General features: G+C 64.1%; 28 protein-coding genes. 20 read left to right on the plus strand and 8 right to left on the minus strand.

Annotated features, from left to right (window positions below; translation table 11 throughout):
* Positions 1 to 10 precede the first annotated feature (10 nt).
* Positions 11 to 937 carry a LysR family transcriptional regulator gene (locus CSAL_RS00645; RefSeq protein WP_011505437.1) on the minus strand — a complete coding sequence of 309 codons (927 nt, stop codon included), beginning with the start codon at positions 935 to 937 and terminating at the stop codon, positions 11 to 13.
* Positions 938 to 1079: 142 nt separating this feature from the next.
* Between CSAL_RS00645 and CSAL_RS00650 the strand changes: the two genes are divergently transcribed.
* The 17 genes from CSAL_RS00650 (at position 1080) to CSAL_RS00730 (ending at position 17761) form a co-directional block, all read left to right on the plus strand.
* Positions 1080 to 1856, plus strand: coding sequence for a ferredoxin--NADP reductase (locus tag CSAL_RS00650; RefSeq protein ID WP_011505438.1), 777 nt, complete (start codon positions 1080 to 1082; stop codon positions 1854 to 1856).
* A gap of 167 nt (positions 1857 to 2023) precedes the next feature.
* Positions 2024 to 2800: a GntR family transcriptional regulator gene (locus tag CSAL_RS00655; RefSeq protein WP_043557829.1), complete on the plus strand. Its 777-nt coding sequence runs from the start codon at positions 2024 to 2026 to the stop codon at positions 2798 to 2800.
* 251 nt (positions 2801 to 3051) lie between these two features.
* Entirely contained in the window at positions 3052 to 3372 is a 321-nt protein-coding gene (locus tag CSAL_RS00660; protein ID WP_011505440.1) for a non-heme iron oxygenase ferredoxin subunit, read from the plus strand.
* A 3-nt stretch (positions 3373 to 3375) separates the two neighbouring features.
* Complete coding sequence (locus CSAL_RS00665; protein WP_011505441.1) at positions 3376 to 3681, plus strand: recombinase-like helix-turn-helix domain-containing protein; 306 nt, start codon at positions 3376 to 3378, stop codon at positions 3679 to 3681.
* Between the two features lie 50 nt (positions 3682 to 3731).
* A complete protein-coding gene (locus CSAL_RS00670) occupies positions 3732 to 4763 on the plus strand; it encodes a Rieske 2Fe-2S domain-containing protein (protein ID WP_011505442.1) in 1032 nt (343 codons plus the stop codon).
* A gap of 1 nt (position 4764) precedes the next feature.
* Positions 4765 to 5535 (plus strand): SDR family oxidoreductase, encoded by a 771-nt coding sequence (locus CSAL_RS00675; protein ID WP_011505443.1) that lies wholly within the window; start codon positions 4765 to 4767, stop codon positions 5533 to 5535.
* Between the two features lie 26 nt (positions 5536 to 5561).
* Entirely contained in the window at positions 5562 to 6368 is an 807-nt protein-coding gene (locus CSAL_RS00680; protein WP_011505444.1) for an IclR family transcriptional regulator, read from the plus strand.
* Between the two features lie 165 nt (positions 6369 to 6533).
* Entirely contained in the window at positions 6534 to 7478 is a 945-nt protein-coding gene (locus CSAL_RS00685; RefSeq protein ID WP_011505445.1) for a VOC family protein, read from the plus strand.
* Positions 7479 to 7480: 2 nt separating this feature from the next.
* A complete protein-coding gene (locus CSAL_RS00690) occupies positions 7481 to 8680 on the plus strand; it encodes an NAD(P)/FAD-dependent oxidoreductase (protein WP_011505446.1) in 1200 nt (399 codons plus the stop codon).
* A 48-nt stretch (positions 8681 to 8728) separates the two neighbouring features.
* Positions 8729 to 10012: an MFS transporter gene (locus tag CSAL_RS00695; RefSeq protein ID WP_011505447.1), complete on the plus strand. Its 1284-nt coding sequence runs from the start codon at positions 8729 to 8731 to the stop codon at positions 10010 to 10012.
* Between the two features lie 64 nt (positions 10013 to 10076).
* Positions 10077 to 10601, plus strand: a complete 525-nt coding sequence (locus CSAL_RS00700; protein ID WP_011505448.1) for a cupin domain-containing protein — start codon at positions 10077 to 10079, stop codon at positions 10599 to 10601.
* Positions 10598 to 11452: an alpha/beta fold hydrolase gene (locus tag CSAL_RS00705; protein ID WP_011505449.1), complete on the plus strand. Its 855-nt coding sequence runs from the start codon at positions 10598 to 10600 to the stop codon at positions 11450 to 11452. Before CSAL_RS00700 ends, CSAL_RS00705 begins: the two co-directional genes overlap by 4 nt.
* Positions 11449 to 12243, plus strand: coding sequence for an SDR family oxidoreductase (locus CSAL_RS00710; protein WP_011505450.1), 795 nt, complete (start codon positions 11449 to 11451; stop codon positions 12241 to 12243). Before CSAL_RS00705 ends, CSAL_RS00710 begins: the two co-directional genes overlap by 4 nt.
* 14 nt (positions 12244 to 12257) lie before the next feature.
* Positions 12258 to 13055, plus strand: coding sequence for an aspartate dehydrogenase (locus CSAL_RS00715; protein WP_011505451.1), 798 nt, complete (start codon positions 12258 to 12260; stop codon positions 13053 to 13055).
* A gap of 27 nt (positions 13056 to 13082) precedes the next feature.
* Positions 13083 to 14552, plus strand: coding sequence for an aldehyde dehydrogenase (locus CSAL_RS00720; protein WP_011505452.1), 1470 nt, complete (start codon positions 13083 to 13085; stop codon positions 14550 to 14552).
* Positions 14553 to 14613: 61 nt separating this feature from the next.
* Positions 14614 to 16254 carry a thiamine pyrophosphate-binding protein gene (locus CSAL_RS00725; RefSeq protein ID WP_011505453.1) on the plus strand — a complete coding sequence of 547 codons (1641 nt, stop codon included), beginning with the start codon at positions 14614 to 14616 and terminating at the stop codon, positions 16252 to 16254.
* A gap of 271 nt (positions 16255 to 16525) precedes the next feature.
* A complete protein-coding gene (locus tag CSAL_RS00730; RefSeq protein ID WP_043557832.1) occupies positions 16526 to 17761 on the plus strand; it encodes a hypothetical protein in 1236 nt (411 codons plus the stop codon).
* Between the two features lie 56 nt (positions 17762 to 17817).
* On the opposite strand, the gene CSAL_RS00735 is transcribed toward CSAL_RS00730, so the two are convergent.
* From CSAL_RS00735 to CSAL_RS00745, 3 genes are all read right to left on the minus strand, one after another.
* Positions 17818 to 18216 (minus strand): YkvA family protein, encoded by a 399-nt coding sequence (locus CSAL_RS00735; RefSeq protein WP_011505455.1) that lies wholly within the window; start codon positions 18214 to 18216, stop codon positions 17818 to 17820.
* A 146-nt stretch (positions 18217 to 18362) separates the two neighbouring features.
* Complete coding sequence (locus CSAL_RS00740; protein WP_011505456.1) at positions 18363 to 18638, minus strand: hypothetical protein; 276 nt, start codon at positions 18636 to 18638, stop codon at positions 18363 to 18365.
* 119 nt (positions 18639 to 18757) lie between these two features.
* The gene (locus tag CSAL_RS00745; RefSeq protein ID WP_011505457.1) at positions 18758 to 19507 is read right to left on the minus strand and encodes an NAD(P)H-dependent oxidoreductase; all 750 of its coding nucleotides are present in this window, start codon (positions 19505 to 19507) and stop codon (positions 18758 to 18760) included.
* Between the two features lie 87 nt (positions 19508 to 19594).
* Here CSAL_RS00745 and CSAL_RS00750 point away from each other — a divergent pair, with 87 nt between their 5' ends.
* Complete coding sequence (locus CSAL_RS00750; protein WP_043557833.1) at positions 19595 to 20476, plus strand: LysR family transcriptional regulator; 882 nt, start codon at positions 19595 to 19597, stop codon at positions 20474 to 20476.
* 6 nt (positions 20477 to 20482) lie between these two features.
* Here CSAL_RS00750 and CSAL_RS00755 read toward each other — a convergent pair whose 3' ends face one another.
* Positions 20483 to 21292 carry a drug/metabolite transporter gene (locus tag CSAL_RS00755; RefSeq protein ID WP_244846435.1) on the minus strand — a complete coding sequence of 270 codons (810 nt, stop codon included), beginning with the start codon at positions 21290 to 21292 and terminating at the stop codon, positions 20483 to 20485.
* Between the two features lie 370 nt (positions 21293 to 21662).
* Between CSAL_RS00755 and CSAL_RS00760 the strand changes: the two genes are divergently transcribed.
* Positions 21663 to 22904, plus strand: a complete 1242-nt coding sequence (locus CSAL_RS00760; protein ID WP_011505460.1) for a D-alanyl-D-alanine carboxypeptidase — start codon at positions 21663 to 21665, stop codon at positions 22902 to 22904.
* A 19-nt stretch (positions 22905 to 22923) separates the two neighbouring features.
* On the opposite strand, the gene CSAL_RS00765 is transcribed toward CSAL_RS00760, so the two are convergent.
* Positions 22924 to 23694, minus strand: a complete 771-nt coding sequence (locus tag CSAL_RS00765) for a UTRA domain-containing protein (protein WP_043557838.1) — start codon at positions 23692 to 23694, stop codon at positions 22924 to 22926.
* A 112-nt stretch (positions 23695 to 23806) separates the two neighbouring features.
* On the opposite strand from CSAL_RS00765, the gene CSAL_RS00770 reads away from it, so the two are divergent.
* Positions 23807 to 25222, plus strand: coding sequence for an amidase (locus tag CSAL_RS00770; protein ID WP_011505462.1), 1416 nt, complete (start codon positions 23807 to 23809; stop codon positions 25220 to 25222).
* 26 nt (positions 25223 to 25248) lie between these two features.
* On the opposite strand, the gene CSAL_RS00775 is transcribed toward CSAL_RS00770, so the two are convergent.
* On the minus strand, positions 25249 to 26037 hold the full coding sequence (locus tag CSAL_RS00775; RefSeq protein WP_011505463.1) for an amino acid ABC transporter ATP-binding protein: 789 nt from the start codon (positions 26035 to 26037) through the stop codon (positions 25249 to 25251).
* On the minus strand, positions 26030 to 26695 hold the full coding sequence (locus CSAL_RS00780) for an amino acid ABC transporter permease (RefSeq protein WP_011505464.1): 666 nt from the start codon (positions 26693 to 26695) through the stop codon (positions 26030 to 26032). Before CSAL_RS00780 ends, CSAL_RS00775 begins: the two co-directional genes overlap by 8 nt.
* Between the last annotated feature and the right edge of the window lie 4 nt (positions 26696 to 26699).

Consider the following 26699-nt stretch of genomic DNA (forward strand, 5'->3'; position numbering starts at 1 on the left):
CTGAGGGGGCTCACGGGACGGCGGGCAGGTCGATCTCGTCGCTGCGCTGGACCCCCGCGGTCATCTCGCGGCACAGGCGCAGGAATTCGCGCATGGCGGTGGTCAGGTATTTGTGGCGATGCCAGATGAAGGTGAACTGGCGCGTCAGATCGAGCTCCGGGGTGGCGATGGGGACCAGGCTGCCGCGTCGAAAGGCGTCGCGCAGGGCCAGGTGCGAGACACAGCCGATGCCGAGTCCCGATTCCACCGCACGCTTGATCGCCTCGGTGTGTTCCAGCTCGAGCAGCACGTTGAGCCGGCCACGTCGGTGACGCATCGCCTGGTCCAGCGTACGGCGCGTGCCGGAGCCTTCCTCGCGCATGATCCAGTCCTCGCGCATCAGCGCTTCCAGATCCGCCTCACCGGCGTTGGCCAGGGGATGTCGCGGCGAGCAGAACACCGTGAGTTCGTCCTCGACCCAGGGCTGCATGACGATGTCATCGTGCTGGCAGTCGCCCTCGATCAGCCCCAGGTCCAGGTCGTGGTGGGTGACGCGATCGACGATGGAGGCCGTGTTGCGCACGTGCAGGCGCACGCGACTCCCGGGATGGCGGCGCATGAAGTCGCTGATCAGCAGGGTGGCGAGATAATTGCCGATGGTCAGCGTCGCGCCGACGTCCAGCGAGCCGATGCCACGCTGCCCCTTGAGCAGCTCCTCGATCTCCTCGCCGCGGTCGAGCAGGGCCACGGCCTTGGGCAGGAGTTGAAAGCCCAGCGCATTGAGCTTCAGTCGCTTGCCGATGCGGTCGAGCAATTGGCAGTCGAACTGGCGCTCGAGTTCGGCGAGGGCCGTGCTGGTGGCCGACTGCGACATCGCCAGGCGTCGCGCCGCGAGAGAGACGCTTTCATGCTGCGCGATGGCAACGAAGACCTCGAGCTGTCGCAGGGTGTAACGCATGATGGTTTCCGACCCTATATCCAGGGAGTGAATAAGCGATATTCAGATAATTCATTTAACAGATATGTTGGGCCAGTCTTATAATTCCCGCAACTCCCAAATGCATAGAAAATTCTTTTTGGTTATAAGGTAAGGAGCTGTCGTGAGCAAACTGGCACTTGAAGAAGTTCTCAGCGTTCATCACTGGAACGATACCCTGTTCAGCTTCCGCACCACGCGTGAGCGCAGCCTGCGCTTCAAGAATGGCCAGTTCGTCATGATTGGCTTGGAAGTCGACAACAAGCCGCTGCTGCGTGCCTATTCCATCGCCAGCCCCAATTACGAAGATCATCTCGAGTTCTTCAGCATCAAGGTCCCCGATGGCCCGCTGACGTCACGCCTGCAGCACCTCAAGGTCGGCGATCAGGTCATGGTCAGCCGCAAGCCCACCGGCACTCTGGTGGTCGACGACCTGCTGCCGGGGCGCAACCTGTACCTGCTGTCCACCGGTACCGGTCTAGCACCGTTCATGAGCCTGATTCAGGACCCGGAAGTCTACGAGCGCTTCGAGAAGATCGTGCTGGTACACGGGGTGCGTTCGGTCAGCGAGCTGGCCTACGCCGACTTCATCACCCAGGACCTGCCGGCGCATGAATACCTCGGTGACGAAATCCGCGAGAAGCTGGTGTACTACCCCACCGTGACGCGCGAAGAATTCCACACCATGGGGCGTCTGACCGACCATATCCGCGGTGGGCGTATCTTCACCGATACCGGCCTGCCGGAGCTCGACCCCAAGCAGGACCGCGCCATGATCTGCGGTAGCCCGGCGATGCTCGATGAAACCAGCGCCATGCTCGACGACATGGGCTTCAACATCTCGCCACGCATGGGCGAGCCCGGCGATTACGTCATCGAGCGTGCCTTCGTCGAGAAGTGATCGGGCCCTTGTCATCGGCGACGGCCCGGCCGATGCGTGCATGAAACGTTCGATCGAGAAGCCCCCGACACTGTCGGGGGCTTTTTTCGTGATCGACCACCGGCCTTCGGGCCATTAGTCGTGGCTGATAGAATAAGGCGAACGCTACTACCGGAACGGGCGACGACGTGCTGAATCAGCTTGCCGAACGTGTCTCGCAACACCTGGAGCACTCACCGAAATCTTCCAAATACCTCTGCATGCGCGATGCGATCATCGAGTTGATCGTGGAAGGCGTACTGCCCGAAGGCACGAAGTTGCCGACCGAGCAGGCATTGGCAAGTGCCTTGCCCTTGAGCCTGGGGACCGTGCAGAAGGCGCTGCGTGACCTGGTCGAGAGCGGAGATCTCTACCGCAAGCGGCGTCTGGGCACGTTCGTGGCGGGAGGTGATCATCGTCGCCAGATCAGTACCCCGGCGTTCATCTTCATGCGTCCCGATGAGACCCCGGTGAAAATGGTCTTCATTCGGCTCTTGAAACGCGAACGCGTCTACCGCGAAGGCCCCTGGTCGCAAAGCCTTGGGCACTGCGAGACGGGGTACATACGCCTGACACGACTCGACCGTATCGATGGTGCCTTCGATTGCCATACCGTGATTTATCTACGTGATGACGTGGCGGGCGAGCTCATGGAGATCGACGCCGAGGCGCTCGAGCACGAGAGCGTGTTGCCCCTGCTGCAGGCACGGGGCCGAGTGGCACGCTTCACGGCGGAGAATCGCGTGCGCGTCATGCGTCTGCCGCGGGCCGTTGCCGGCATGATCGCCCCTGACGGCGAAGCCGACGCCTGGGGGATCAAGCTCGAGACGCATTATCTGCAGCACGCCGAGACGCCCATCGCATGGCAAGTCATGCACATCCCCCTGAACGATTACCGCCTGGTCTTCGCCACCGGCCATTCCTGACCCCCGTCGTACCTTGCCCGCCCTGGCGGGCAACCTTACTCCTTCCTCCCCGCTTGACCATGTCGTCAAGTCTGGCCGAACTCATTGATTCGAAAGGCCTTGCCGAACGACCGGCACATCGTCTTGCCAATCTAATACTATATAGTATTGACAGCGAAGTTTGCGTCGGCCTAATCTCCTTTCCATGGATCATATAGAAAACGATGTTTCATATATGAGACGCCGTGAGCTGCATGACAAGGACAAACACCATGAAGTGGACGACCGTCTGTAAGCGAGACCAAGTACAGGAAGACTTCCCTTTCTCGGCCAAGGTCGACGACAAGGAAGTCGGGATATACCTGCTGGATGGCGAGTATTTCGCCCTCGAGGATGTATGCCCGCATGCATATGCCTTGCTGTCGCAAGGGTTTGTCGAGGACGGCATGGTCGAGTGCCCCTTGCATGAGGCCGCCTTCGACATTCGTACAGGCAAATGTCTGCGCGAGCCCGGGGAGCGTGATCTCGATGTGTATCCGGTTCGGATCGTCGATGACCACGTCCAGCTGAACATGAACGAACAGGGGGCCTGACCGATGGCCGAACGACAGTACAACGACCAACTGAACCAGTGGGCCAACATCATTCCTTCCAGCGAAGCGGGGCAGGGGCACATCGAGCGCCCCGGCGGTTTCGACAATCGTGTCTGGCAGACCCGGAGCCGCGCGCCGGAAGCGTTCGAGTTGGCATTGCTGGAAGCGCTCGAGGCGGTGTTCGAGGGCGGTGCCACGGAACTCGAGGCGGTCGTGGATGGCTTGAACGCACGCCAGTGTTTCGACCGCGATGGCCTGGCCTGGAGCCAGGACAGCTTTCTTCGGGAAATGGCAGTCCTCGGACATTGAGTCCGACGACTTAATGAACTGCCGTCATCAAGAACAACGAGGCTGATGTCATGAACGATCTTTCGCTGACCGATAGCGCCATCCAAGACTACCTCGATGCGGGGCTGCGCTCGCTTTGGTATCCGGTCGTTGCCAGCTGGGAAGTCGGAAGCGAGCCGTTGGGTATCACACGCCTGGGCGAAAACCTGGTGCTGTGGCGCGATCACCAGGGCGAGATTCATGCGATCGAAGACCGCTGCCCCCACCGGGGCGCCCGGCTGTCGATGGGGTGGAACCTGGGCGATCGTCTGGCGTGCTGGTATCACGGGGTGGAAGTCGACAACGCCGGGGTGGTTCGCGACGTGCCGGCGATCGCCAACAGCCCCCTGGTGGACAAGCCGTGCGTGCGTCGCTACCCCGTTCAGGAAGCCAATGGCGCGGTGTTCGTCTATTTCGCCGCCACGGCCGATGAGACGCCGGCACCGCTGACGCTGCCCGAGCAACTGGCCGACGAGACTGCCTATGCCAATTTCGTCTGTACCGCTTCGTGGCAATGCAACTATCAATACGCCGTCGACAACGTCATGGATCCCATGCACGGCACCTACCTGCATGCCAACTCTCACTCGATGGCGGAAGGCGACCGGCAGGCCGAAATGGCGCTGGAGCCTACCGACAGCGGTTTCATCTTCAAGAAGACCGGCCAGACGGGCGTGAACTTCGACTGGGTGGAGTACGGCAACACCGGGGCCATGTGGCTGCGGCTCTCGATTCCCTACAAGCAGCGTTTCGGGCCGGGCGGGCCATTCTGGATCATCGGCATGGCGACCCCGGAGGACAGTGAGCATTGCCGCGTCTTCTTCTGGCGGGTGCGCCGCGTCGAGGGGTGGCAGCGCCAGGTCTGGCGGTTCTTCTACCGTACCAAGCTGGAAGGGCTGCACTGGGACGTGCTGGAGCAGGACCGCCTGATCCTCGAGGACATGGCGCCCTGCGCGCGGGACCATGAAAACCTGTATCAGCATGACGTCGGCCTCTCGCGGTTGCGCCGGGTCATGCGCAAGGCGGCCAAGCAGCAATTGTCGCGGCGCCAGGAGGTTGCCTGACATGCGTAGCGGGCTGGCCGGTAAACGTGTGTTGATCACGGGGGCGGCGCGTGGCCTGGGCCGCAGCATTGCCGAGGCCGCGGCCGAGCAGGGCGCGCGCCTGGTGCTCAGCGATATCCTGACCGAGGAGCTGGCGCAGGTCGCCGAGAGCCTGCGCGAGCGAGGCGCGGATGTCGAGACACAGCCCATGGACCAGGGCGACGAGGATTCCATTCGCAACGCGATGGCGGCGATTGGAGCGGGCGGCGCGCTGGACGGCCTGGTGAACAATGCGGCATTGGCGACCCAGGTCGGCGGCAAGACCCTGGTCGATTACGACCCGGCGCTCTGGGACCGTGTCATGCGCATCAACGTACGCGGTCTGTGGCTGGTGACCCGCGAGGCGATACCGCTGCTTTCTCGTGAGGCCGATGCCGGCTCGGCCCGTGCCAAGATCGTCAACCTGGCATCCGATACCGCGTTGTGGGGCGCACCTCGTTTGATGGCCTATGTCGCCAGTAAAGGCGCGGTGATCGCGATGACGCGCTCGATGGCGCGCGAGCTGGGCGAACAGGGGATCTGCGTCAATGCCATTGCCCCGGGCTTGACGCATTGCGAGGCGACGGAATACGTGCCCGCCGAACGTTATGCCCACTATGCCGCTGGCCGCGCGTTACCGGCCGAGCAGCAGCCGGGGGATATCGATGGCACCGTGCTCTATCTATTGTCCGAGTGGTCCGACTTCGTGACGGGCCAGCTGATTCCCGTCAATGGCGGATTCGTGTGTCGCTGAAACAAGCGCGAACGCAGGAGAGAGAGATGGCCGACGACGAGACGCGCAAGTACGTGATTCCCGGGCTGGAGCGTGGCCTGACGATTCTCATGGCCTTGAGCCGCAGCCATCGCGAGATGAGTCTGGCCGAGATCGTCAAATGCGTGGAGTGGCCCAAGGCTTCCGTGTATCGAGCCGTGCAGACGCTGGAGTACATGGGCTTCGTGCGCCGTCATCCGTCCAGCGGCCTGTATTCCCTCGGCGTCAGTGTCCTGCGGCTCGGCTTCGAGTACGTCTCGTCCCTCGATCTGGTGCAGGTGGGCCAGCCGGTCATCGAATCGCTGCGCGACCGTAGCGGCTGTTCCAGTCATATCGTGATTCGCGACGGTCGCGATGTGATCTACGTGGCCCGTGTCAGTGCGGCCGGTACCACGACCCATCGTGTCAGTGTCGGGACGCGTCTGCCGGTGCATCGCACGTCCCTGGGCCGGGTCCTGTTGACCGGCATGTCCCGCGAGGCCTTCGAGCGGCTCTATCCCGACCCGGAACTGCCGGATACCCGACCGGGAGCCCCGGCCGATCGCGAAGCGCTATGGCAACTGGTGCAGGACGACCGGGCGCGGGGCTATGTGGTCGGCGAGTCGTTCTTCCAGTTGGGGATTTCCTCGATCGTCTACCCGCTCTTTACGCAAGAGGGCGACGTCGCCGGCGCCATCAGCATCATGGTGCCCGTCCACGAGATTCCCGCCGAGGACCGTGAGCGCCTGCGCGGCTATGTCGAAGATGCCGCCATGACCATTTCCGAGATGCTGGGATATCACGACCCGCGAGCGAGGCGATCGGATATGCCATGACCAACCGTATCGAGTAGCGGGGCCTGACGCGCCAAGCCGCGTGTGATGCGCCCTATCCCATAGCAACGACCATGTTTGCCGTCCTGCGGGACGGCAAAGCGGGGGCCCCTTGCCTGTCATCGGCTACCGGGCAAGCGATAGCACCCTACCGGGAGGAGAAGTGCGATGAGCATCGTAGGTATCGAAGAGTTGGAGTTCGGTGTGGAAGACACCGAGAAAGGTAAACGGTTTGCCGCGGATTTCGGCCTGCGGCCGCGACAGCAGGACGGCGACCAGGCCGTGAGCGATACGTTCGAGGCCCTGAACGGTGCGCGGCTGCGTGTGCGCGCCGTGGATGACGTCGATCTGCCCGAGGCCTTCGAGAGCGGTTCGACACTGCGTCGGATGACGTGGGGCGCTGCTTCGTCCGAGGCGTTGCAGACGCTGCGCGAACGGCTCGCTGACCAACCGGGATTCGTCGACCATGGCGATGCGCTCGAGTGTCGTGATCCCAACGGGCTGACGGTACGCATACGCGTCAGCACCCTGCGCGACGTCGAGCTGGAGGTGCCGGCGATCAATCAGTGGGGCGACATCCGGCGCGTGGACCAGCCGAGCCCCGTCTATGAAGCCGCGCATCCGGTGGGGATCGGGCATGCGGTGTTCTTCGTCGACGATCTCACGGCCACCGAGCATTTCTATCGGGAGTGCCTGGGGTTCCACGTGTCCGATCGCTATATCGATCGGGCGGTGTTCCTGCGCATGCAGGCACGCGGCGGCCACCACAACCTGTTCCTGCTCAAGGTGCCGCACCGGGGACGTGGCCTCAACCATGTGGCGTTCACGGTGCGCGACATCCATGAAGTGATCGGCGGTGGCCTGGCCATGACACGCCAGGCGTGGACCACGTTCATCGGCCCCGGTCGCCATCCGATCTCGTCGGCGTACTTCTGGTACGTGAACAGCCCTCTGGGGGGCGCCTTCGAGTATTACACCAACGAGGACTTCCTGACCGAGGCCTGGTCACCACGCGAACTCGAGCACTCGCTGGCCTCCTTTACCGAATGGGCCGTCGAAGGCGGTATCGATATCGAAACGCGCCGCCAGAAGGCGCCCCACGAAAGGGCCTGAACATGTCGGAACCCATTTCTCGCATCGTGGTGATCGGCGGCGGCCAGGCCGCCGGGTGGGCCTGCAAGACGCTCCGCGAGGAAGGCTTTGGCGGTACGCTCACCGTGGTGGCCGATGAGCCTCATGATTTCTACGAGCGACCGCCGCTGTCCAAGGCCGTGCTCTCCGGTGATGCCTCCTTGCCCCGCCTTTTTCCGGAAGATGACGTGGCCGGCTGGTCGATCGACTGGCGACGCCCGAAGCGGGCAACGCACATCGATAGTCACGCCCATACGGTCACCCTCGACGATGGCGAACGGCTCGCCTACGACCGGCTCTTGATCGCGACGGGAGCCACGCCTCGCCTGCCTGATCCACGCTGGGCCGAGCACGACGACGTCCTCACCCTGCGCTCCTGGGACGATGCTCAGCGACTCAAGCGGCGCCTGGCCGATGCCCGACGGCTGGCGGTCGTCGGTGGTGGCTGGATCGGCCTCGAGGTGGCGGCCACCGCGCGCCGGCTGGGGCTCGAGGTCGAGGTCTTCGAACGGCAAGCGGCGCTCTGCGCCCGGAGCGTCGGACCGGAGGTATCCGAGGCCTTGGCCGCGTTGCATCTCCGGGAAAACGTGGCGCTGCGGCTGAATTGCGGCGATGTGGCGATCACGCCCCTGGCCAGTGGCGTACGCATCACGAGTGACGTGCATGACACGCAAGCCGACCTGGCGGTAGTCGGGACGGGAGTCGATTTCGGTCTCGAGCTGGCCCGCGAGGCCGGTGTCGCGACGCAGCAAGGCATTGTCGTCGACCAGGCCGGCGCGACCTCGGTGGCGGATATCTTCGCCGCCGGTGACGTGACCCAGCATCCCGTGCTGGGGCAGTGCCTGCAGTCCTGGGGGTATGCCCAGAACCAGGCGATAGCGGCGGCGCGCGGTCTGCTGGGCAAGGCGGCGGCATACGACGATCCCGCCTGGCTCTGGTCCGACCAATACGGCACCAACATTCAGATCCTGGGGACGCCTTGCCCCGACACGCGCTGCGTCGTGCGTCAGGAGCCTCTGGGCACGAGCTTCTTCTATCTGGATGCCGCCGATCGCTTATGCCAGGCCGTGACCTTCGATCAACCTCGGCATATCAAGCTGGCCAAGCGTTGGCTTGCGGCAAGACGCGTGCTCGATCCCGACATGCTGGGTGATCCCACCAGCAACCTCATGCGGCTTCGGTAGCGAATAACCGACGTCAAACCTCCATAACAATGACAATGGTAATGTCCCATGACGACAACGACTGCATCTTCCCAATCATCGGCACCGGCAGCCGAGACACCTGACGACGTACAACACGCAGGCATCAAACGCTGGGCGATTCCTTTTGCCTTGCTTTGCTGCGTCATTCTTTCCTTTTTCGACAAGATCAGCATCGCGGTACTGCTTTCCAGCCCTGCCTTCCAAGGCGCATTGGGTGTAGAAGGCGAAACCACCAAGCTGGGATTCTTGATGACGGGGTTTCTCCTGTCCTACGGCTTCTCTTCGATGTTCCTTGGGTTCTTGAGCGACATCATCAGCCCCAAGAAATGTCTCTACGCCATGCTGGTGTTGACGGCCGTCATCATGACGATCATGGGGTTCGCGGAATCCTACGCTCAGATGTTGACGTTGCGCATCGTGCTGGGCATTGCCGAGGGGCCGATGTTCGCCATCGCCTATACCATCGTCAAGCGTACCTTCGCACCCCGCGAACAGGCGCGTGCCACCATGCTCTGGCTTTTAGGCACACCCATCGGTGCGTCGATCGGATTCCCCTTCACGATCTATATTCTGGATAACTTTGGATGGCGGGCGACCTTCTTCGCCATGGCCTTGCTGACGATTCCTCTTCTCATGCTGGTGGTATGGGTGTTTCGCAAGGTCGATGTATCGACGAAATCGCCCTTGCAAAAGGCGCGCGGCGACAAGCATGTGCCCCTGTCCAGCCATCGCCAGTCGACTCGGGAATTGTTCGGAAATCTCTCCTTCTGGGCGATCTGTGTCTTCAATATCGCGTTCCTGGCCTATCTCTGGGGACTCAATAGCTGGCTGCCGACCTACCTGGTCGAGGACAAGGGCATCGACCTCGATTCGGCGGGCATTTTTTCCTCCCTTCCGTTCATCGCGATGCTGGTCGGCGAGGTCGTGGGAGCGTTCGTCTCCGATCGGTTCGACAAGCGGGCGTTGATGTGTGCGTTCTCGTTGTTCGGCGCCGGTCTCGGCCTGCTGCTCGTGCTGTCCATCGACGCCTCGAATATCGCCATGATCTCCGCCATGTCGTTCAGCGCCATGTGCTGGGGCGTGGGCGCCCCCAACATCTTCGCCCTGCTGGCCAAGGCGACACCTGCCAAGGTCAGTGCCACGGCCGGCGGCATTCTCAATGGATTCGGCAATTTTTCCGGTGCTTTGACGCCGGTCATCATCGGCGCCCTGATTGCCTCGACCGGCAATATGACGGCCGGACTCTTGTTCATGGCGGTGTTGGCCTTTGCCGGCGGTGCTGTGCTGTTGCCCCTGGTGCGGCGTTACTGAACCGCCAGGATCGCGCCGTCTCTGCGCGGCGCTTACCCCTGAGCCTATAAAGAGGAACCATCCAATGACTCAATCTATTGCGACCTGGAAGCGCCCGGAAGACATGTCGTTCAGCGACTGGATCGAATCGCGTGTGGCGCGTTTCGCGGGGCGTAAATACGACTGGAATGCGCTCAAGTTCCAGGCCGATTTCGATCCCAAGTATCGGCGCGCCCAGATGCGATATATCGGTACTGGTGCGACGGGTGTCGCAGACGATTCGAACACGATTCCGGCCGAGCATTTCACCTTTTCGACCATGGTGCTGCCTTCCCAATGCGAAGGCCCCTTGCATGTCCATGATGATGTCGAAGAAGTCTTTTTCGTGCTCAAGGGCCGTATTCGCCTGTATCTCAAGGAAGGCGACAACTACACCGAGACCGTGCTCCACGAGCGCGATGTCGTGTCTGTTCCGCCTGGCATTTATCGGGGCCTGCTCAACGAAAGCGAGGAAGAGGCACTCATGTGCGTCATGCTGGGCACACCCAAACCGCAGATTCCGACGTATCCGGACGACCATCCGCTATCCAAGATCAAGCGGCAATCATGAACGTGCCGGACGACGCCCTCGAGGCGGCGGAAGTCCAGTGTCGCGAGGTGTCGCTTGCGTCCGGACGTCAGGCGTTTTGCGACATGGGCAGTGGCATCCCCGTCGTGCTGTTGCATGGCATCAGTTCCGGAGCCCGTTCCTGGGCACCGCTGATGCATCAGGCGACGGGAGTCCGCTGGCTGGCCTGGGACGCGCCGGGCTACGGCGAGAGCTCGGCGCTGGCCGAGCCCCATCCCACGGCACGGGACTATGCCTTGCGGCTGGCGGCATGGCTGGAAGCGCTGGCACTCGAGCGCGTGGTGCTGATCGGCCACTCACTGGGTGCGTTGATCGCGAGTGCCTATGCCCGTGACTTCCCTGACCGGGTCTCGGGGCTGCTGCTGGCCGACCCTGCCCAGGGCTATCGCCATGCCGATCCCGACAAGCGCGATGCCGTTTACCGGAGTCGTTGGACGCAACTCGCCGCGCAAGGGCACGCGGCCTACGCAGCGGCGCGAGCGCCCAGGCTGTTGCGCGAGAACGCTCGCGTGGAAGATATCGCGCGTGTCCAGGCCGGCATGCACCGCCTCGAGGTGTCGGGATTCGCCCAGGCCAGCTGGATGCTGGCCAACGACTCGCTGGAGGACCATGCGAGCGGCACGTCCGTGCCCACTCGGGTGCTATGCGGCGACGAGGACCGCATCACGCCGCCGAGCGGTGCGCGTGCCCTGGCGGAGCGTCTCGGGGTCGCGTATCGCGACATCCCGTGTGCCGGGCACATCAGTTATATCGACGCTCCCGCTGCTTTCGCCGCCGCCGTTGCGGATTTCATGGCGACGCTGTCGCCGAGCCAGGAGAAAAGCGACTTATGAGTTTTCAGATCGAACGACGTGTGGCCGTGGTCACCGGTGGCTCCTCGGGAATCGGACTCGAAACCGTGCGCCTGCTGCTCGAATCGGGCGCCAGCGTGGCGTTTTGCGGCCGTGATGCGAGCCGTCTGGAAGCCGCGCGCGACAGGCTCGCCGAGGCCCATCCCGAGGGCGAGATATTCACCGCCCCCTGCGACGTGCTCGATGCCGAGGCATGCAGGGAGTTCGCTGCTCAAGTCGAGGCGCGGTTCGGCGGTATCGACATGCTGATCGCCAATGCCGGACAAGGCTACGTGGCACATCTCGACGAAACACCGGATACCGCCTGGCTGGACGAGACCAACCTCAAGCTGCGCGGTGTGCTCAACCCCCTGGCCGCATTTCGCGGTGCCCTGCGCGACTCCGACATCGGCTCGCTGACCTGCGTCAATTCCTTGCTGGCATTGCAGCCGGAGCCGCACATGATCGCGACCTCGGCGGCCCGTGCGGCCTTGCTCAATCTCACTCACTCCCTGGCGCACGAGTTGATCGCGGAGGGCATCCGGGTCAATTCGATCTTGCTGGGCATGGTCGAGTCGGGACAGTGGCGGCGCCGTTTCGAGCAGCGCGAGGACCGCTCGCAGTCCTGGCAGGAGTGGGTCGCGGGCATCGCCACCAAACGCGGCATTCCCATGAAGCGCCTCGGCCGTCCCGAGGAACCCGCCCGTGCCCTGGTCTTTCTGGCCTCGCCACTGGCTTCCTTCACCACCGGCGCGGCGCTCGATGTCTCCGGTGGTTTCAATCGCCACCTCTGAGCCAGGACGGACCGATGACAGCCAAGACAGTGATGATGATTGGATACGGCGCCATGGGGCGTGCCGTGCACGAGCTGCTGCCCTCGGGACTGGCGCTGCGTTGGGTCGTGGTACCCGAGTTGAGCGTGGCCGAGACGGTCGCGCGGCTGGGCCAGGACGTCGAGGTGATGACCTCGGTCGACACCTGTCGGGAACGTCCGGATCTGGTCGTCGAGTGTGCCGGACAGGCGGGCCTGGCCGAGCACGGTGGCGCGGTGCTGGCGCGAGGCTGGTCGCTGGCGGTGGTGTCCGTGGGCGCCCTGGCCGATGACGCCTTGTATGGTCGCCTGCACGACGCGGCTCGTCGGAGCGGTGGCAAGCTGCACGTGCTGGCCGGCGCGGTCGCCGGCATGGACGGCCTGGCGGCCGCCCGCGAGGGCGGGCTCGAGAGCGTGACCTATGAAGCGCGCAAGGCGCCCGCCAGCTGGCGCGGAAGTCACGCCGAGGAACTGGTCGATCTCGATGCCGTGACGCAGCCGACGGTCTTCTTCGAGGGCAGCGCCGGTGACGCGGCCCGGCGGTTTCCCGCCAATGCCAACGTCGCCGCCACCGTAGCGCTGGCGGGGCTCGGCATGGAGAACACCACCGTGCGGTTGACCGTGGACCCCGACACCACACGCAACACCCACCGTATTCACGCCCGTGGCCACTTTGGCGAGTTCGAGATCGAACTCAGCGGCTACCCGTTGGCGAGCAACCCCAAGACCTCGACCTTGGCCGCTCTCTCGGTCGTCCGCGCCTGTCGTCAGGTGCTGGAGCCGGTCGTCGTTTGAACAGTCATGCGCGAGGAGGCGCCTAACATGACCATGCACAAGATTTTCATCGCCGGCGAGTGGCGCGAGGGGCGTGGCGAGCCGCTGATCTCCACGTTTCCCGCCGATGGCAGTATCAACGCCGAGCTCAACGCCGCCAGTCTCGAGGATGTCGACGATGCCGTCGCGGCGGCGGATCGGGCCTGGCGCGAGCCTGCCTGGCGTGACCTGCCGCCGCATCGACGGGCCGACGTTCTGTACCGGGTCAGTCGCCTGATCGAAGCGCGGTGTGAAGCGCTGGCGGCCTTGCAAACGCGGGACAACGGCAAGCCGCTGGCCGAGGCACGGGGTCTGGTGATGAGCGCTGCGGGAACGGCGCGCTATTTCGCGGCGGCCTGCGAAACGCTGGAAGGCGAGCTGCCCACGCCGCGCAGTGCGGATGTCATGACCTTCAGCCACTACGAGCCCCTGGGAGTCATCGCGGCCATCACCCCCTGGAACTCCCCCATTGCCAGCGAAATGCAAAAGGTCGCACCGGCGCTGGCGGGCGGCAATGCGGTGATCTTGAAGCCCGCCGAAGCCACTCCGCTGATGGCGCTCGAGCTGGCTGCGCTGTTCGAGGAGGCTGGCTTGCCGAAAGGCTTGCTGAGCGTGTTGCCCGGCAAGGGAAGGGTGATCGGTGAGGCGTTGGCACGGCATCCAGGCGTGCGGCGAATCTCCTTCACGGGGGGAACCGAGACGGGCCGTCACCTCGCGCATGTCGCCGCCGACAAGCTGATTTCCACGTCGCTGGAGTTGGGCGGCAAGTCACCGACCATCGTGTTGCCGGATGCGGATATGGAACAAGCCGCCAAGGGGGTGGCTTACGGCATTTTCAGCTCGGCGGGTCAGGCATGTATAGCGGGATCGCGCCTTTATGTACACGCCGACTGCTATACGGCGTTCATGGAACGCCTCGAGGAAATCACCCGGGGCCTGCGCGTGGGCCATCCCGAAACGCCGGGCACGCACCTGGGGCCGCTCATCAATATCCGACATCGCGACTCCGTGGCGGCCTATGTCGATCAGGCACGCCAGGACGGCGGACACGTGCGAATTGGCGGTCAGGTGCCGACAGACCCGTCACTGGCCGCGGGCAGTTACTACTTGCCCACCATCATCGAGGGGCTGGCGCCGACGTCGCGGGTGTGCCGCGAGGAGATCTTCGGGCCCGTGCTGGTCGCAGCGCCCTTCGACGACGAGGACGACCTCGTCGCGCAAGCCAACGACAGCGTATATGGCCTCGCGGCGGGCATCTGGACCCGTGACTACCGCGATGCCCTACGCCTGGGCGCTCGTCTGGAGGCCGGCACGGTCTGGGTCAACACCTACAAGACGTTCTCGATCTCGACGCCGTTCGGCGGCTTCAAGGAGAGCGGGCTGGGGCGCGAAAAGGGGCGCCAGGGCATTCACGCCTATATGCAGCAGAAGAGCTTTTACCTGGGACTCGGTCAGACGCCCAATCCTTGGTGCGACTGAGTCAGCGAAACATGACGTCCGATAACGAGAGCGGGGCCCGGTGTCCCGAGCGAAGGTACCTATGAGCACACCCAACACTGTCGGCGACGCCATCGTCGAGACCCTGATACAACAGGGCGTCAGCGCTGTTTACGGCGTGATTTCCATCCATAACCTGCCCATCGCCGATGCCATCGGTCGCCATGAGGCGCTGCGTTTCGTCCCGGCGCGTGGGGAGGCCGGCGCGGTCACCATGGCGGATGCCCATGGCCGTCAACGTGGGTTGGGAGTGGCCCTGACCAGCACGGGCGCGGGGGCCGGGAATGCCGTGGGTGCCCTGCTGGAGGCGCTGAACGCCGGTGCGCCACTGCTGCATATCACGGGGCAGGTCGAGCGCGATTACCTGGGGCGCGAGTCGGGCTTCATCCACGAAACCCAGGACCAGATCGGCTTTCTCCGTGCATGCTCGAAGCGCGCCTACAGCGCCCATACGGCCGAGCAGGTCGTGCCGGTTCTGCGGCGTGCCATGCGCGACGCGATGACCCCGCCGATGGGGCCCGTCAGCGTCGAGATTCCCATCGATCTGCAGGGCGCCACCATCGAGAGCCAGACGCTCGGCTATGCGGTCGCGCGAGCCGCGGCCCCCACCTTCGACGAGGGCGGTTTCGCGTCGCTCGTCGAGCGCCTGAAGCAGGCGCGTCGCCCCATGCTCTGGGTCGGAGGCGGCGCCTTGCAAGCCGGCGATGCCGTACGTCGTCTGGCCGATGCGGGCCTTCCTGTGATCTCCAGCACCCACGGGCGCGGCATCCTGGCCGATAGCCACCCCCGCAGTCTGCGGGCCTTTCACAACGCCGCCGCCGTCGAGGAGCTCCTCGCGCAGTCCGACCTGCTGATCGTGGCCGGTTCCAAGCTGCGCAGCAATGAGACCAAGACCTTCACCTTGCCGCTGCCGCGCCCGCTGGTGCAGATCGATATCGACCCGGCGGCCTGCCACCGCACCTACCTTGTCGACGAGTTCCTCGAGGGGGATTGCACCGAGGTGCTGGAGGCACTGGCCGAGCATTTCGAGGCGACCCGGCTGGGCGACGACGACTACGACACCGAAGTGGCCAGGGCGGTCGCGGCGGCCGAGCGTGCGCTGCGCCAGCAAATGGGGCCGTATGCCGAACTCTGCGATGCCTTGCGGCGCGCGCTCCCGGGCGATGGCATCCTGGTGCGCGATATCACCATGTCGGGCAGTACCTGGGGCAGTCGCCTGTTTCCCATCGAGACACCCAACACCAACGTGCATTCACTGGCGGGCGCCATCGGCATGGGCTTGTCCATGGCCATCGGCAGTGCGGTGGCCAAGCCCACCTGCAAGGTGGTGGGCCTGGTCGGTGACGGGGGCTTGATGCTGGGCGTCGGCGAACTGGCCACGATGGTCCAGGAAAACCTCGACATGACGTTGATCGTCATGAACGACGGTGGTTATGGCGTGATGCGAGGCATCCAGCGCAACCACTTCTCCGATCGCCAGTATTACAACGAGCTTTTGACGCCGTCGTTCACCAGGCTGGCGGACGCCATGGGCCTGCCGCATTGGCACCTGTCGAGCGCGGACGAGGCAGCGCGAGTGCTGCAGGATGCGGTCGCACACGCAGGACCAGCGCTTGTGGAAGTCGACATGGCGTCCTTCGGGGAACTGGTGTTCGCCGGCCCGCCGCAAAAGAAATTGTACTGAGGCTTTCATCGCGCCGGCCGTGCGGGATGACGGCCGGTCCTTTTTCTTCATCGCGATGCGAGGAGGTGCCGACGACCCTCGAGTCCTGAATCCGAACGACCACTGCTTCGCTGAAGGCTGACGCCGAGTCAGCCATCACCGTCCCGCCCTCTACCGACGCTCATGCGTGTCGAGCCTCGTGCCTCGACACCGGGTACCTTATTGCGTCGCGTTACGGGGTGGGGGGTTATATCTCAATAGTAGGGAAACAATCACAATGAACCCCGTTGCCATGACATCGACACCCATTCTCGCATGCTGGACTCTCTCGCTATTCGGCGCCGCATCGATCGCCCACGCGGCGCCTGCCGACGAGGCGACGCCTCCCGTCAGGGAAGACGCTCCCACGACACCGCAAACGGCCCAGAGCTGGGCCGATGCCCTGGAATTGGGTGGAGCGCTGCGCTTCAATCATCGCTACGAGGACTGGTCGTCGAGCGACAAGCAGCAAGGCGGTGGCGATATCGATTTCGATGCCTTCTACCTCGACCTGGAAGCGGAAAAGGACGACCTCTTCCTGGATCTTTCTTATTGGTTCAAGGACAACGACGTCCGTGTCCTGGAGCACGGCTTCTTCGGCTACCGCTTTTCTTCCCGCTCGCGCCTGGAAATGGGGGCCACGTTCGAGCCGTTCGGTATCATGCCGTATCCGCAATTCGGCTGGACCTTCAACATCCCCTTCTACCTGGGGATGGGTCACAACACCGCGCTGGGGGCCAAATACGTCTACGAAGGTCCCGAGTGGGAGGCGCAGGTCGGCTTCTTCAAGAACCCGCTGTCGCTGGATACGCGTTATGCGCCTAACATGGCATCCGCCGATGACGTCGACGACGCCTTCCTTGCTCCCACCAACAGCGGGCAAGCCAACGAGAAGCAGAATCAACTGAGTGGCCGCCTGGTGCGGACCTTCCAGGGCGACGGATGGGAAAGTCGACTGGGGGCCTCGGCATACGTCGGACAGTTGCACAACGACACGACGGACCGTAACGGCAGCTACTGGGGCACGGAACTGCACGCCTTGACGACCTTCGGTCCTTGGCAGGTGCAGCTCCAGGGCATTCGTTATGTCTTCGACCCCGAGAATCCCGAGGGCGTGAGCGACGACAGCGTGCTCTTTGCCGGCCCGGGGACACCGAGTTACCGCGTGGCCGCGAAAGGGACCGTGGGGGTGCTCAACATTGCCTACGACTTGCCGACGCCGCGCCTCGGCCCGGTCAAGAAGCTGCGTTTCTACAACGACTACAGTCGGCTGGTGAAAGACCGCAGTGGTTGGGACGACTCGCAGATGGAAACCGTCGGTGTACAGTTCTTCGCCTTGCCGGTGATGGGGTGGCTGGATGTCACCTGGGGCAAGAACATGAACATGATGGGCGGCATGCCCGGCGGTGTCGGGCTGGCCTCGGCGGATGCGGAGGGCAGTGGCGAATGGGAGCTACGCACCAACCTCAATATCGGCTATTACTTCTAGTCGCGTCACCATGGGAGCAGACGGCCAAGGGCCGTCTGTCATCCCGCCGCCACGCGTCACAGCCACTTGGGCATGGCCTGCTCGGCGCGGGCCTTGACGTCGTCGTCGATGTACACCGACACCGCGATCAAGGCGGCGCCGAGCACGCTGGCGTCATCCACGTAACCGCCGGCGGGGATCAGGTCGGGAATGGCGTCCAAAGGCGAGATGAAATAGCCCAGCGCACCGAGAATCGTGGATTTGGCCCACAACGGTACGTCGGGACGCTGCATGACGAAGTACAACTGCAGCGCGCGGCGCGTGACTTCGCGGCCGGCGCGACGCCCATAGCGGGTGATCTTGTGCCAGAAGCGCGGTTCGCGGAACGTTTCTTCGTACGCGGCCACATCCTCGGGCGCGACACTGGCGGTGGCGGGCACCGGTAGCGTATCGACGGGCTCATGGGATGACGTCATGCACACTCCTCGCGACAGACGGTGCCGTCGCGGATGACAGCAAGCGGGAATTGGCGGGGCAGGGAAAAATCATGATAGCGCAAGTCCACCCGGCATGGGAGCGCGTGCTCCCATGCCGCTGCATTACCTGGGCGTGGGCTTGCGGGTCACGCCTTGGCGCCGCCCTTGAAGGCGATATCCAGGGAGATCGCGGCGTCCTGGGGCACATTGACCACGCTCAGTGCATGACGAGTCATGTCGCGGCGCAGCGCCTCGTAATCCTCACCGCCTGCCATGCGCAGCTCCTCGAGCTGATGCTCGGTGACGTTCTGGCTGCCAAGATAGTTCTTGGCCGTCTTGCGCAAGGCCTCGCCGGTTTCGCCACCGGCCATCGCGTGAAACTCGTCGGCTTCCATACCGGCGTTTTCGATGATGATTTCCATTTCGTCATCTCCTGATCGTTGAAGGAACGCGGCACCTCTCTGTGCCGGCACCCCACAAGGTAGGTGCCGTGCCCGGGTCGGCTCAAGCGCTATTTGCATGCTGCCGTTGTGTGTTGTGACTAGATCCGCCAGCGCAACGGGTGCTCTGGAAGAGTCTCGCCTTGCGCGTTCCAGTCTTGCCATCCCGTGAAAGGAATCGGTCGATCCGTCTGCCAGTGGCGCAGGCGCTGGCTCCACTGCTGCTTGGCGTCTTCCAGGTGGCACTGAAAAGCGGCGTCTTCCTGGTAGCTCAGCCCGCCACCTTGCACCCCATAAGTGATCTGCGGAGGGAGGACATCGAACCCGACATAGTAGAGGGAGCAATGGAGTGGCCACATGAGCGATACGATATCGCCACTACGCCCCGTGGGGGAAAAGGTGGGCTCCGGTGCCCCTGTCGTGACCGAGCACATGGCGCGTTTTCCCTGTAATGGTCCACGGTCGTAGCGACGTGTCCCCGAATAAAGCCCCCCGTAGACGAACACACGATCGAACCATCCCTTGAGCATGGCGGGTTGTGCATGCCACCAGAGCGGGAATTGCAAGATGACGAGGTCGGCGTGTTGCAGCCGGTCGATTTCCCGCTGGACGTCGCAGGGAAGAGTCCCCGACTGCACATGATGGCGCTGTTCGGTGAGCGCCGAAAAATACTCGGGATCCGCGCGACTTTCGAAGTGAGAGGCTCGTTCGACAGGGTCGAAGCCCTCGGCGTACAAGTCGGAAACATGCACTTCATGCCCCTCTCGAGTCAGGGACGTCATGGCAATGTCGGACAGTGCGGCATTGAAGGAACGTGGCTCGGGATGACAGTGCACGATCAGGATGTTCATGGTTAGGTCCTCTAACGACAACGGCATCGTTACGCTAGTCTTTGCATGGAAGAAATAAAATTCCCCACGAATGAAAGTGGACTTTGCATGAATGAAAAGGGTGTGCCTTGGGAGGACCTGAAAATAGTGCAGGCGATCGCCGACAGTGGTTCTCTCGCTGGTGCGGGAAGGACGCTCGGGATTAGCCATGCCACGGTGTTTCGCCGGCTGGGGGCGCTAGAGTCCCGATTGGGGGTTCGGCTCTTCGAGCGCCATCGTACCGGGTACGTGCCGACACTCGCCGGTGACGACCTTGCGACGACAGCGGCGCGTGTCGCACTGGACATCGAGGCCGTCGAACGTCGTCTCATGGGACGTGATGCCAGGCTGTCGGGGACGCTGCGGGTGACCACCACGGACACCTTGCTCATGGGAATGTTGAGCGATGAGCTGGCTGGCTTCCAGCGCACCTATCCACACATCGTCCTGGAGGTCGAGGTCTCCAACCGTACCTATGATTTGTCCCGGCGTGATGCGGATGTCGCGATTCGCCCGACCTCGGCGCCGCCCGAGACGCTCATCGGTCGCCAGGTGGGGCAGATTGCGCAAGCTGTCTATGTCAGCCGGTGCCATCGAGAGACGAGCGGCTGGGTCGGGCCCGACCCGCATCTGGGATATCCCGTACTGGAAAGGTGGATGGCACGCCAGGGGGTTGATGCTCAATGCCGGTATCATGTCGACAGCATGCTGGGAATGCTCGCGGGCGTGAGAAGTGGCATGGGGCGTGGTGTACTGCCGTGTTATCTCGCCGATATGGCGGATGATCTGGTCCGGGCCAGTGAGCCGCTGCCCGAGCTGCAGACGGAGCTCTGGTTGCTGACACATCCCGATTTGCGGAACACCGCCAGGGTGCAAGCATTGTTCGCTTATCTCTCCGACTCCCTGAAGGCTCGACAAGCGAGTCTGCTGGGCACTATGGCGGCGTCCTGAGCTGCTTCACCATGCCACGAGCGCCAGGCCGGTCAGCATGATGGCGATGGCGCCGAGGCGCAGGGGCGGCAGACGCTCCTTGAACCAGTAGACGGCGGCGAGAACGCCGAGGGGAATCGAGAGTTGGCGCAGGGCGACGACGTGGCTGACGTCCGCGCTGGAGGACATGGCGATCAGCACCAGGCCGTAGGTACCGAGGATCATGGCGCCCGCCAGCCAGGCGCGATGCGCGGCGGACGTGTAACGCAGTCGTCGTGCCGCGAGACGTTCGCTGGGCAACGCCCGCACCAACGGCCACATCCACAGCCAGGTCGTCATGGCCTGCAGCACCATGTAGTGCAACCCGGCTTGTAGCGGGGTATAGCCACTGGCGGTCATCAGACCCAGGGCGCGCTTGTCGATCAGCGAGTAGCCGGTGGTGCCGGCGGCGGCGAGCAGGACGAAACCCAGCGCGGGGGTGAGGTAGCTCTCGAGGCGGAAGGCACGCCAGTGAGTCAGGGGCATGATCAGGGCGCTGATGGCGATCAGGCCCATGCCGAGGCCGTCGTCGAGATCGAGGGCTGGAGTCGGCAAGACCAGCAGCGCGACGGCAGGGACCCACAGCACCGGCAACGCCCGCGCCATGGGGTAGAGCAGACTGACGTCGCCCCGGGCGTATGCCCAGGCCAGCCCGCCCATGTAAAGCGCCTGGCAGGCGCCGGTGGCGACGAGCCAGCCCCAGAAGGACCAGGGCAGCTGCATCGGTGCGGGGCCCCACAACAAGAGGGGGGCGTACAGCACGCTGCCGGCCGCCATGGCACGGGCAAAGAAGGCCAACGAGGGGACGCCACGCTTGCCGAGCAGGTTCCAGCCGGCATGCAGGGCAGCGGAAACGACGATCAGGGCAAGGGCGAAAGGGCTCAGGACAAAGACTCCGGTGGATCCGGCATGTGGTGCCTTCTGGTATATACCAGATTGCCGGACACGTCGTCCAGGCGCCGCCCTGAGACGCGCTGTCTTCACCATCGGGCGACATTGAATTGCGAAATGTCACGAATAGTGGCCAAAATGCGCCCTGGGGGCTGTACAGAGACGGCCTCTCGCCCATAATCCCTATGTCATTGCACTTTGTGGCGTCGCCATAACAAATGTCGCGGCAAATCTGGCGGATGGGCCCGTGGCGGGCCCTCTTTGAAGGACATACAACATGACGTCCCTGCATTCCCAGCGTGCGCGGCTTTTGCCCGCCCTGATCCTGTTGGTCGTTTTCGCCATCGCGTTGTGCACGCTGTCCGTGGCCGAAGCGGCCCCCAACCCGCGCTACGCGTCCATCGTCATCGATACCGAGAACGGCGCCGTCCTGCATGCCGACAACGCCGATGCGCCTCGCTACCCGGCCTCGTTGACCAAGATGATGACGCTGTATCTGCTCTTCGAGGCGATCGAGGACGATACGCTCAGCCTGGAGAGCCGCTTGCCGGTGTCGCAGTACGCCGCGGCGAAGCCGCCCTCCAAGATGGGCGTGACGCCCGGCGAGACGGTGAAGGTGGAGGACGCCATCAACATCCTCATCGTCAAGTCAGCCAATGACGTGGCGGCGGTGGTGGCCGAAGGGCTGGCCGGCAGCGAGTCGGTCTTCGCCGGCCAGATGACCGACAAGGCGCGTGCTCTGGGCATGATGGACACGACCTTTCGCAATGCCTCGGGCCTGCCCGACGCGGGCCAGGTCACGACGGCGCGGGATATGGCCATTCTCGCGCTGCGGCTGATGCAGGATTTCCCCGGCTATTACCCGTATTTCGGCAAGACCCAGTTCACCTGGCAGGGCAAGCGCTACCAGGGGCACAACCGGCTGCTGGATAGCTATGCGGGGGCCGATGGCCTCAAGACCGGTTACATTCGCGCCTCGGGCTTCAACGTGGCGACCTCTGCCGTTCACGATGGGCGCCGCATCCTCTCGGTGGTGATGGGCGGCTTCACGGCGCAATCGCGCGATGCCCACATGCGTGAACTGCTCGATAGCGGCTTCGCGCGTGTCGCATCGCTCGCCCAGGGCGACTGGGTCGCCCAGGCCGATATCTACGGCGAGCGCTTGCAGTCCCCGGCCTCGCCGGCGCCGACGCGCGACGATCCCATCCGCGAGCTGATCGCCCAGGCGCAGAGCGAACAGGGCGACGCCCGCCCGACGCCGACCGCGGAACGTTCGACCGGCGGTGCCTGGGCGGTGCAGGTGGGCGCCTTCAGCGACCGCATGCGAGCGCGTCACCAAGCCGACCAGGCTGCCGACTTCCTCGATCTGGGTGGCCGCGTCGCGGTGTCTTCGACCCAGGGAGCGCGCAGCATCTTCCGGGCACAGCTGGTGGATCTCGAGGAAAGCCAGGCGCGCCGTTCCTGTCAGCAGCTGGCACGCGAGGGAATCGACTGCGTGGTGGTGGCGTCGGGTCGCTGATGGGCGGCCGCCGAGGACGCTACGTCATGTCGACATCGGCACGAATGCAGATGGCGTCGTGCAGCCAGTGGTCCTCGTCGTATTCGAGCGCGCGGCCGTCACGGTCATAGGTGGTCCGCGTCACGCAAAGCCCCGCGCAACCGCTATGCACGCCGAGCGTCTCGGCCTCGGTGCCGGTCAGCGCGGTAGGATAGAGTCGCAGCGACTTGCGCAACTGGTCGATGCCGTAGTCATCGTGCAGGCGTTGCCAGAGCGACGCCGTGAAATCGACTTCACTCAGCCCCGGCAGCAGATCGTCCCGTAGCCAGATGCGCTCCAGCAGAACCGCCCGGTCGTCGATATAACGCCGCCGCTGGACTTGCAGCACCGTGTGTTCCGGAGGAATCGCGAGCGCCTGCGCCACCGTGGGCGGTGCCGGGCGATGGCACACGCTCAGCACCTGGGTGAACGGGCGCCGGCCTTGTGCCGTGACGTACTGGGTGAAACTCTGGTCGCGGTCGGGGGCGTAGTCCACGCGGGGCGGCGAGACGAACCAGCCGCGTCGGTTGCGGCGATGGATGCGTCCCTCGCTTTCCAGCTGCGACAACGCCTGGCGCAGCGTGACCCGCGTCGTGGCGAAGCGCTCCGCCAGCAGGCGCTCGGCGGGCAGGCGGCTGGCGGGGCCCAGCTCCCCCGACTCGATCAGCGCCACCAGGCGGTCGCACAACTGGAGATAGAACGGCGTGTCGGGCATTGGGCTTCCCAGGCTGACGGCATCGTTGGCAGCGATGATAAGCGTTGGTACGGGCATCGGCCATCGTGCGCGCTGCTCCACTCGCGTTGCCTTGCAGGGGTGACGCGTCTAGCCTAGGCCTCTGACACGCAATCGCGTGCCATTCACCAAACAGGGATGTGAGGGTGTCATGCAAGAGACGGATCTGGGCATGATGGATGCCGGGCAGTTGACCGCGTTGTTCGAATCGGGGGAGGCTTCGCCGCTGGAAGCAACGCGGGCCGCCCTATCGCGTATCGAACGCTTCAATGATGCCGTCAACGCCTATGTCCACGTGGACCACGAAGGCGCCGAGCAAGCCGCCAAGGCGTCGGCGCGTCGCTGGGGACAGGGCAAGCCGCTGAGCCCCATCGACGGGATGCCGGTGTCGATGAAGGATTTGACCGAAGTGGCCGGCATGCCGGCCCGCGATGGATCGCTGACGTCCAAAGAGACGCCCTGCGAGCATGACGCACCGCCGGCGCGCATGCTGCGCGAGGCGGGCGCCATCTTTCTGGGCAAGACCAATACCCCCGAGTTCGGCTGGAAAGCCGTCACCGACAACCGCGTGTTCGGTGCCACCTACAATCCATGGGACACGCGGCTGACGCCGGGCGGTTCCTCCGGCGGCGCGGCCGCTGCCGCCGCTCTCAACATGGGCGTTTTGCACCAGGGCGGCGATTCGGGTGGTTCGATCCGCATTCCCGCCGCCTTCACCGGCGTGTTCGGTTTCAAGCCGACCTTCGGCTGGACGCCGCAATGGCCGCCCGCCACGGAACCCTCGCTCTCGCATATCGGTCCGTTGACGCGCAACGTGCCGGACGCTGCGCGCATGCTCAACGTGATCGGCCGTTACGATTACCGCGACCCGTACGCCACGCGCGGTCAGCCCGACGACTGGGGCGTGGACCTGGATTGCGACCTGCGCGGCCTGCGCATCGCCTACTCGCCGGATCTCGGCTACGCCCAGGTCGAACCGCAGATCGCCGCCCGCGTGCGCGAGGCGGCCGAGAAGCTCCAGGCTCTGGGGGCCGAGGTCGAGGAAATCCATCCCGGTTTCGAGTCGCCGATCGCGATCTTCCAGCAACTGTGGTTCACCGCCTCGCTGGAGGTGTGGTCGCGATCCACCGAGCACGAGCGCACCCTGCTCGACCCCGGGCTGGTGGCCAATGCGCGTATCGCCGAGCGCTGGAGTGCACTGGATTTCTTCCGCGCTCTCGAGGCACGTGCTCGTCTGACCCAGCGGCTCGAACACTTCAATCAGAAGTATCATCTGTTGATGACGCCCTCGGTGGCGGTGTCGCCGTTCGAGGCCAATCACGAAGTACCGCCGGGCAGCGGCATGCAGGACTGGGAGGAATGGGCGCCGTTCTCGTATCCCTTCAACCTCAGCCAGCAACCCGCCGCCTCCGTGCCGTGCGGCTTCACCGACGCGGGCATGCCGGTGGGTTTCCAGCTTGCCGGGGGCAAGTTCGACGATATCCGCGTGCTGCGCGCCTGCCACGCCTTCATGCAGGCGCATCCGCCGCGTTTCCCGACGGTGCCCGACCCTGCCCAGCAAGGCTGAACCGTGCGCCCGTGGCCCTCGCCGGCTCAGGCCGGCGAGGGCGTGTCGTGATTCTCGAGGAACCGGCGCACGCGGTCGGTCCGGGGCGCAGTGAAGAAGGTCTCCGGGTCGGCCCGCTCGATGATCAATCCCTTTTCCAGGAACACGACCTGATCGGACACCGCACGCGCGAAGGCCATTTCGTGGGTGACCATGATCATGGTGTAGCCCTCGGCGGAGAGATCCTTGATCACTGCCAGTACCTCGCCCACCAGCTCCGGGTCCAGCGCCGAGGTGGGCTCGTCGAAGAGCATCACCGTCGGTTGCATGGCCAAGGCCCGAGCGATGGCCACGCGCTGCTTCTGGCCGCCCGAGAGCGTGTTGGGATAGCTATCGCGCTTGTGGGCCATGCCGACCTTCTCGAGCAGTGCCATGGCCCGCTCCTCGGCCTCGCGTCTGGGCGTCCCCTGAACGTGGATCGGTGCCTCGGTGACGTTGTGCAGCACGTTGAGGTGCGGCCATAGATTGAAGCCCTGGAATACCATGCCGGTCTTGGCGCGCACCTTGGCGAGCTCGCGCACCGGCATCGGCCGGCCGGCGTCGTTGACGCCGATGCGCTGCCCGGCGATATGAATGCTGCCCCGGTCGGGCTGTTCCAGCCAGTTGATGCAACGCAGCAGCGTCGACTTGCCCGAGCCGGACGAGCCGATGATCGTCACCACGTCGCCGGTCTTGACCTCCAGTTCGACGTCGCGCAGCACCTCGACGTCATCGAAGCTCTTCGAAAGATGGCGGATCGAAACCGCGGCCGTCTCGGACGTGTTTGCGTCAGACATTGTCGAACCCCCGTTTGGCGCCGAAACGCCCGCATTGTTTGATGATGATTTCCATCGCCACGCTGAGCGCCCAGTAAAAACCGATGACGACGATGAACGCCTCGGTGGGAATGAAATAGGTGCTCGACAGGCTGTTGGCCGCCGCCGTGAGTTCGCGCACGGTGATGATCACCAGAAACGCCGTGTCCTTGAGGGCGTAGATCAGTTGATTGCCCATCAATGGCCGGGTCTGCATGATGACCTGCGGCAGAATCAGGCGGAAAAACATCTTGCCCTTGGTGAAGCCATGCGCCTTGGCGGCCTCGATCTGTCCCGGCGGAAAGGTCAGACGGTTGCCGCGGAATATCTCGGCGAAATACATGCCGTGATACACCGCCAGCGCCCCGACGCCCGACCACCAGGCATCCAGGCGAATGCCGAAGGTCGGCAGGCCGTAATACAGCAGGTAGACGAGGATCAGGAACGGCAGCATGCGCATGGCATCGATGACGATGCGCAGCGGCATGGTCAGACGCTTGCGGCTGCCCTCGAGCAGGTACAACAGGCCGCAGCCGATCAGAAAGGCGCCGACGATCGACAGACCGAAGATCTCCAGCGTGCGCCAGAAGCCGATCAAGAACTCGCCGCGCGCTTCCCACAGGATGTCCCAGTTGCTCATTGCC

Source organism: Chromohalobacter israelensis DSM 3043 (genome assembly GCF_000055785.1).
Classification (GTDB): Bacteria; Pseudomonadota; Gammaproteobacteria; order Pseudomonadales; family Halomonadaceae; genus Chromohalobacter; species Chromohalobacter israelensis.

Excerpts from the sequence above, each read along its gene's own strand:
- CSAL_RS00730 (WP_043557832.1), top strand. The coding sequence starts at position 16,526 with ATGACATCGACACCCATTCTCGCATGCTGGACTCTCTCGCTATTCGGC.
- CSAL_RS00685 (WP_011505445.1), top strand. The coding sequence starts at position 6,534 with ATGAGCATCGTAGGTATCGAAGAGTTGGAGTTCGGTGTGGAAGACACC.
- CSAL_RS00780 (WP_011505464.1), bottom strand. The coding sequence starts at position 26,695 with ATGAGCAACTGGGACATCCTGTGGGAAGCGCGCGGCGAGTTCTTGATC.
- CSAL_RS00645 (WP_011505437.1), bottom strand. The coding sequence starts at position 937 with ATGCGTTACACCCTGCGACAGCTCGAGGTCTTCGTTGCCATCGCGCAG.
- CSAL_RS00680 (WP_011505444.1), top strand. The coding sequence starts at position 5,562 with ATGGCCGACGACGAGACGCGCAAGTACGTGATTCCCGGGCTGGAGCGT.
- CSAL_RS00710 (WP_011505450.1), top strand. The coding sequence starts at position 11,449 with ATGAGTTTTCAGATCGAACGACGTGTGGCCGTGGTCACCGGTGGCTCC.
- CSAL_RS00700 (WP_011505448.1), top strand. The coding sequence starts at position 10,077 with ATGACTCAATCTATTGCGACCTGGAAGCGCCCGGAAGACATGTCGTTC.
- CSAL_RS00705 (WP_011505449.1), top strand. The coding sequence starts at position 10,598 with ATGAACGTGCCGGACGACGCCCTCGAGGCGGCGGAAGTCCAGTGTCGC.
- CSAL_RS00760 (WP_011505460.1), top strand. The coding sequence starts at position 21,663 with ATGACGTCCCTGCATTCCCAGCGTGCGCGGCTTTTGCCCGCCCTGATC.
- CSAL_RS00660 (WP_011505440.1), top strand. The coding sequence starts at position 3,052 with ATGAAGTGGACGACCGTCTGTAAGCGAGACCAAGTACAGGAAGACTTC.
- CSAL_RS00695 (WP_011505447.1), top strand. The coding sequence starts at position 8,729 with ATGACGACAACGACTGCATCTTCCCAATCATCGGCACCGGCAGCCGAG.
- CSAL_RS00750 (WP_043557833.1), top strand. The coding sequence starts at position 19,595 with ATGAATGAAAAGGGTGTGCCTTGGGAGGACCTGAAAATAGTGCAGGCG.
- CSAL_RS00765 (WP_043557838.1), bottom strand. The coding sequence starts at position 23,694 with ATGCCCGTACCAACGCTTATCATCGCTGCCAACGATGCCGTCAGCCTG.
- CSAL_RS00735 (WP_011505455.1), bottom strand. The coding sequence starts at position 18,216 with ATGACGTCATCCCATGAGCCCGTCGATACGCTACCGGTGCCCGCCACC.
- CSAL_RS00720 (WP_011505452.1), top strand. The coding sequence starts at position 13,083 with ATGACCATGCACAAGATTTTCATCGCCGGCGAGTGGCGCGAGGGGCGT.
- CSAL_RS00690 (WP_011505446.1), top strand. The coding sequence starts at position 7,481 with ATGTCGGAACCCATTTCTCGCATCGTGGTGATCGGCGGCGGCCAGGCC.
- CSAL_RS00665 (WP_011505441.1), top strand. The coding sequence starts at position 3,376 with ATGGCCGAACGACAGTACAACGACCAACTGAACCAGTGGGCCAACATC.
- CSAL_RS00715 (WP_011505451.1), top strand. The coding sequence starts at position 12,258 with ATGACAGCCAAGACAGTGATGATGATTGGATACGGCGCCATGGGGCGT.
- CSAL_RS00670 (WP_011505442.1), top strand. The coding sequence starts at position 3,732 with ATGAACGATCTTTCGCTGACCGATAGCGCCATCCAAGACTACCTCGAT.
- CSAL_RS00775 (WP_011505463.1), bottom strand. The coding sequence starts at position 26,037 with ATGTCTGACGCAAACACGTCCGAGACGGCCGCGGTTTCGATCCGCCAT.
- CSAL_RS00745 (WP_011505457.1), bottom strand. The coding sequence starts at position 19,507 with ATGAACATCCTGATCGTGCACTGTCATCCCGAGCCACGTTCCTTCAAT.
- CSAL_RS00740 (WP_011505456.1), bottom strand. The coding sequence starts at position 18,638 with ATGGAAATCATCATCGAAAACGCCGGTATGGAAGCCGACGAGTTTCAC.
- CSAL_RS00770 (WP_011505462.1), top strand. The coding sequence starts at position 23,807 with ATGCAAGAGACGGATCTGGGCATGATGGATGCCGGGCAGTTGACCGCG.
- CSAL_RS00675 (WP_011505443.1), top strand. The coding sequence starts at position 4,765 with ATGCGTAGCGGGCTGGCCGGTAAACGTGTGTTGATCACGGGGGCGGCG.
- CSAL_RS00725 (WP_011505453.1), top strand. The coding sequence starts at position 14,614 with ATGAGCACACCCAACACTGTCGGCGACGCCATCGTCGAGACCCTGATA.